The sequence below is a fragment of the Nocardiopsis lucentensis DSM 44048 genome (assembly GCF_000341125.1).
GTDB classification, from domain to species: domain Bacteria; phylum Actinomycetota; class Actinomycetes; order Streptosporangiales; family Streptosporangiaceae; genus Nocardiopsis; species Nocardiopsis lucentensis.
The window spans coordinates 1-5,110 of the sequence record NZ_ANBC01000842.1; the positions used below are offsets into that span (position 1 = coordinate 1).

A 5,110-nucleotide genomic window follows, 5' to 3' on the forward strand; every position below is an offset into this window, starting at 1 on the left:
CCCGGGCGATGACACAATCACAGAGTGTCATCAAAGGGCGTGTCCTCCACGTTGGTTCCGACGTGAATGAGACAGGCTCATGGAAGCGGCTCCGGCCCCCGGGCCACGGACCGCACCCATGAGACCGACCGTGCGCCGACGCGTCGGCGCACACGTGGCCGGGGAGGCTCCGCCTGGCGGGGCCTCCCCTTCACGTGCCACCAGCGACGGAAGGACGACCGTTGACCGAGCACCGCACCCACCGTCCCCCGCGACCAACAGACGGGGACGGACCCTTCCCCGCCCTCCTGCGGACGTCTCGCCGAGCCCTCCTCACCCTGGCCGTCGCCGCGGGCACGGTCGCGGCGGGAGCCACCGGGGCCGCGGCCGACACCGAGACCAACGGCTCCGAGATCGGCTACGAGCACCGCACGGTCCACCTCGGCCGGTTCGAGGCCCGGTTGACCGTGGTTCGGACCACGGTCAACGAGGACGGTTCCGTGGTCCACACCGAGAGCGAGTACTACGCCGGCCCCGAGGGCGGGGGCGCGGACACCATCCGCACCTGGGTCGACTGACCGCGAACGCGCTCCGCCCCTCCGGGACACGTCAGTGCAGGAACTTCAGCCCGACGACCCCGGCCACGATGAGCACCAGGCACAGCACCTTGGCCACGCTCATGCCCTCATCGAACAGGACCGCGCCGACCAGGGCGGTTCCGATGACGCCGACGGCGACCCAGACGGCGTAGCCGGTGCCGAGTGGGATGGTGCGCAGCGCGAACGCCAGCCCGCCCATGCTCAGGACGAGTGTCGCCCCGAAGACGACCGAGGGCCACAGGCGTGTGAACCCCTGGGACGCGGTGAGCGCGGTGGCCCACGCCGCCTCCAGCAGACCGGAAACCACGAGAACGATCCAAGCCATGACCCGAGATGCCTCCACGACGCGGCGAACATGTCCGCGCCGTCTTGTCGCTGCCGGGTACGGCGCACCTCGTCCGGGGTGCCGGGGGCCGGTCCGCGATGGCGGGGGCGAAACACGCCCGCCGACGGAAGGCCACAGCCCAGCCGTACGGTACAACGCCGCCCTCCGCACGGGGCTTCCGCCCCGGGCGGAGGCACGGATCACCGCCGTGGAGCCGACGGGCCGGGCCGTCGGCGGGCAGGGAGGGGACGGAGCCGTCGCGCGTGGCCCCGGGGCCGCGGCGCCCCGGAACCGCCCACCCGCCGCTCACCGCACCACACGACCGCTCGCCGCACGGCCGGCGACCACTCGACGCGCGGCCCCAGCGTTCGGCGCTCGCGAACGCGCACCTCCTCCCCTCGCCGGCGTGTCCCTCCTTACAGTTCCGAGTAACGCAGGTCACACCAGCGCAACGCGGGTGTAACCGGTAGGCCCCGCACATCCCCCAGAGGAGTCCACCATGGCAACAGACAAGCAGGCCGGGAGTCCGTCCCCGCCGGGCGGGACGGAAGCCGCACGAGACGCGGCCTTCGTCGAGATGCACCGCGACCCGCGCTTCACCGAGCTCAAGCGTCGCCTCTACGTCTTCGTCTTCCCCATGAGCCTCGCGTTCCTGGCCTGGTACCTGCTCTACGTGCTCATGTCCGCCTTCGCCCGCGACCTGATGGGCACCGTGCTCTTCGGCACGGTCAACGTCGCCCTCGTGTTCGGCGTGCTCCAGTTCGTCACCACCTTCGGCATCGCCGTGCTGTACACGACGTACGCGCGCGGGAGGCTGGACGGCCTGGCGACGCAACTGCGCGAGGAACTGCCCGCCGTCACCGAGGAGGTCGGCCGATGATGCTCGCACAGGAGGCGGCGAGCGAGGGCGGCCGCGTCGTCACCCTCGTCCTCTTCGGCCTCATGGTCGCGGCCACGCTCGGCATCACGGTGTGGGCGAGCCGCAGCACCCGCAGCGCGGTCGACTTCCACTCCGGCGGGCGCTCCTTCTCCCCGCTCCAGAACGGCCTGGCGATCGGCAGCGACTACATGTCCGCCGCGTCCTTCCTGGGCATCGCCGGGATCATCGCCCTGTTCGGCTACGACGGCTTCCTCTACTCGATCGGGTTCCTCGTGGCGTGGCTGGTCGCGCTTCTGCTCGTCGCCGAGCTGCTGCGCAACTCCGGCCGCTACACCATGGGCGACGTGCTGTCCTACCGGATGCGACAGCGCCCGGTCCGGACCGCCGCGGCGGTCTCCACGGTCGTGGTGTCGATCTTCTACCTCCTCGCCCAGATGGTCGGGGCGGGCGCGCTCATCGCCCTGCTGCTGGGCATCCAGCCCGGTGAGACCTTCCTGGGGATGAGCGCCGAGGTCGCCAAGGTCGTCGGCATCGTGGTGGTCGGGCTGCTGATGACCACCTACGTCACCCTCGGCGGGATGAAGGGCACCACCTGGGTCCAGATCGTCAAGGCGGTCATCCTCATGTCGGGCGCCGCGCTGCTGACCCTGCTCACCCTGTCGCTGTACGGGTTCAACCTGGGCGCCCTGATGAGCGACGCCGCCGAGGCCAGTGAGGCGGGCGCCGCGTTCCTGGAGCCGGGTCTGCGCTTCGGTGTCGAGGTGGCCGGTGACCCCGTCCAGACGATGTGGAACAAGCTGGACCTGATCAGCCTCGGCCTGGCGCTGGTGCTGGGCACGGCCGGCCTGCCGCACATCCTCATCCGCTTCTACACGGTCCCGGACTCCCAGAGCGCCCGCAAGTCCGTCAACTGGGGTATCGGGATCATCGGCACCTTCTACCTCATGACGCTGGTGCTGGGCTTCGGCGCGGCGGCGCTGGTCGGGCACGAGGCCATCACCGCGCAGAACCCGGCGGGCAACACCGCCGCACCGCAGTTGGCCCAGACCGTCGGTGAGAGCGTCGGCGGCCCGATCGCGGGCTCGGTCCTGCTCGCGCTCATCGCGTCGGCGGCCTTCGCGGCCATCCTGTCCACGGTGGCCGGGCTGGTCATCGCGTCGTCGTCCTCGCTGGCACACGACTTCTACAACTCGGTGCTGCGCGGCGGGAAGGCGAGCGGTCTGGAGGAGGTCCGGGTCGCCCGGATCACCGCCATGGCGATCGGCGTCGTCGCGGTCGTCCTGGCCGTGTTCGCGCAGGGGCTCAACGTGGCCTTCCTGGTCGCGCTGGCCTTCGCCGTCGCCGCCTCGGCCAACCTGCCGACGCTGCTGCTCAGCCTGTTCTGGAAGCGGTTCAACACGGCGGGCGCCCTGGCCGGGATCTACGGCGGCCTGATCAGCGCGGTCGGCCTGGTGTTCTTCTCGCCGGTGGTGTCGGGGTCGGAGAACGCGCTCATCCCGGGCGCCGACTTCGCCTGGTTCCCGATTCCGAACCCGGCGCTGGTGTCGGTGCCGCTGGGCCTGCTCTGCGCGGTGGTCGGGACCCTCACGTCCAAGGAGCGCGACTTCGACAAGTTCGCGCGCCTCCAGGTCCGCGCCCTGACCGGTGCGGGCGCGGAGAAGGCGGCGCAGCACTGACGCGGACGAGGAAGCACTGACCGAAACCAACGGAACCGAGGCGGCCAACGGTGGCCGATCACCCCCCACGGGATCGGCCACCGCCCCGGTTTCCCCCACGGTCGAGCCCGCCCCACCCCTCCGGGGCGGGCTCGACCCCTGCGCGGGTTCCGACGGAGGAGGCGACCCGAACGTGAGCACCGACACATTCCGCTGGGATAGGCTCGTTTCGTGTCATATAGGTGGCTGTCGCGGTTGTCCCCCTCCCGACGGCGCCCGGCGTCCCCGGAACGCCCGTCGAGTGCCGAGTTGATGCGCCAGGTCCACGTCCTGGGACTCGACCTCCGGGACGGGCTGCACGGCCGGGGCGTGCCCGCCGCCGCCCGGCGGCTGCGCCGACTGCTCGCGGTGGACGGCGTGGTCCTCGCCGACCTCGACGGCCCCGTCGCCGCCCACGGCCGCCGCGTCGGTTCGTCCGACGTGGACGGGCTGCTCGCCCAGGTCTTCGAGTACGGGGGCGGCACACGCGGCCGGCTTCCAGACGGAACCCCGGTGTACGCGGTCCCGCTCATGGTGGCCGACGAACTGTCCGGGGCGCTGGTGGTCGTGGGCGAGGCCGTCGAGGCCGACATCGAGGCCGCCGCCGCCCTGGTGGCCGACCACCTCGACCACGCGGCGCTGCGCCGGGCCCGCGCCCGTATCGCCGCCGCCGACCTGCGGTCGCTCCGGGCGCAGATCTCCCCGCACTTCGTACACAACGCGCTCGCCGTGATCGCGGCGCTCGTGCGCACCGACCCCGACCGCGCCCGCCATCTGCTGTCGGACTTCGCCGACTACCTGCGCTACGGCTTCTCCGACAAGGGCGACTACGCGACGGTCGCCGACGAGCTGGAGGCCACCCAGACCTACCTCGAGCTTCAGCGGGCCCGGTTCCACGACCGGCTCGACATCACCGTGCGGATGGCACCGGAGGTGCTGCCGGTGGCCGTCCCGTTCCTGGTGGTGCAGCCGATCGTGGAGAACGCCATCCGGCACGGCCTGGAGCGGAAGGAGGGGCGCGGGCACATCAGCGTGTCCGGCTACGGCGAGGGGCCGCTGTGCGTGATCGAGATCGAGGACGACGGGGTCGGCATGCACCCGGACCTGGCCCGGTCGTTGCTGGCGGGGACCGGTCCCGAGTCGCGGGGGGTGGGGTTGGCCAACGTGGACCAGCGGCTGCGCGCCGTCTACGGACCCGAGTACGGTCTGGTGATCGAGACCGCACTCGGAGAGGGGACGAAGGTGACCGTGCGCGTACCGAGGTTCACCCGGGGGGTGGTGGCACCGTGAGGACGCGGCTCAGGGTCCTGGTCGTCGAGGACGAGGCGTCGACCCGGCAGGAGATGGCCGCGCTGCTCGGGGACATGCCCGAGGTCGCGGAGGTCCTGGTCGCCTCGAACGGCGCGACGGCGGTACGGCTCCTGGGCACGACGACGATCGACGCGGCCTTCCTCGACATCCTCATGCCGGGTCTGGACGGGATGGACGTGGCACGGGTGCTGAGCGTGCTGTCGGAGCCGCCGTCGATCGTGTTCGTGACGGCCTCGGAGGCGCACGCCGTGGAGGCGTTCGGGATCGGCGCCGTCGACTACCTGCTCAAGCCGATCCGTCCCGAGCGGCTGGGGGGGGGGGG

At 71.7% G+C, this 5,110-nt stretch carries 6 protein-coding genes and 1 riboswitch; of the genes, 5 read left to right on the plus strand and 1 reads right to left on the minus strand.

The genetic code is table 11. The annotated features are described in order from the left end of the window. The first annotated feature begins 221 nt into the window (after window positions 1–221). A complete protein-coding gene (locus D471_RS0129195) occupies window positions 222–557 on the plus strand; it encodes a hypothetical protein (RefSeq protein ID WP_017601894.1) in 336 nt (111 codons plus the stop codon). Window positions 558–588: 31 nt separating this feature from the next. Here the strand turns inward: D471_RS0129195 and D471_RS0129200 are convergent, their stop codons facing one another. Continuing rightward, window positions 589–903, minus strand: coding sequence for a DMT family transporter (locus D471_RS0129200; protein WP_017601895.1), 315 nt, complete (start codon window positions 901–903; stop codon window positions 589–591). A gap of 33 nt (window positions 904–936) precedes the next feature. Beyond that, window positions 937–997, minus strand: a riboswitch (guanidine-III (ykkC-III) riboswitch). Between the two features lie 405 nt (window positions 998–1,402). Here D471_RS0129200 and D471_RS0129205 point away from each other — a divergent pair. From D471_RS0129205 to D471_RS0129220, 4 genes are all read left to right on the plus strand, one after another. Further along, on the plus strand, window positions 1,403–1,783 hold the full coding sequence (locus D471_RS0129205) for a DUF485 domain-containing protein (RefSeq protein ID WP_026128197.1): 381 nt from the start codon (window positions 1,403–1,405) through the stop codon (window positions 1,781–1,783). Beyond that, the gene (locus tag D471_RS0129210) at window positions 1,780–3,459 is read left to right on the plus strand and encodes a solute symporter family protein (protein WP_017601897.1); all 1,680 of its coding nucleotides are present in this window, start codon (window positions 1,780–1,782) and stop codon (window positions 3,457–3,459) included. The genes D471_RS0129205 and D471_RS0129210 overlap by 4 nt, the downstream gene beginning before the upstream one ends. 291 nt (window positions 3,460–3,750) lie before the next feature. Further along, window positions 3,751–4,767: a sensor histidine kinase gene (locus tag D471_RS0129215; RefSeq protein WP_017601898.1), complete on the plus strand. Its 1,017-nt coding sequence runs from the start codon at window positions 3,751–3,753 to the stop codon at window positions 4,765–4,767. Further along, the coding region (locus D471_RS0129220) for a LytR/AlgR family response regulator transcription factor (RefSeq protein WP_017601899.1) at window positions 4,764–5,110 on the plus strand (347 nt) is incomplete at its 3' end. The genes D471_RS0129215 and D471_RS0129220, both read left to right, overlap by 4 nt.

Bases quoted from the DNA above. Each gene is read 5' to 3' on its own strand.
- D471_RS0129200 (WP_017601895.1), bottom strand. From the start codon at position 903: ATGGCTTGGATCGTTCTCGTGGTTTCCGGTCTGCTGGAGGCGGCGTGG.
- D471_RS0129205 (WP_026128197.1), top strand. From the start codon at position 1,403: ATGGCAACAGACAAGCAGGCCGGGAGTCCGTCCCCGCCGGGCGGGACG.
- D471_RS0129210 (WP_017601897.1), top strand. From the start codon at position 1,780: ATGATGCTCGCACAGGAGGCGGCGAGCGAGGGCGGCCGCGTCGTCACC.
- D471_RS0129215 (WP_017601898.1), top strand. From the start codon at position 3,751: ATGCGCCAGGTCCACGTCCTGGGACTCGACCTCCGGGACGGGCTGCAC.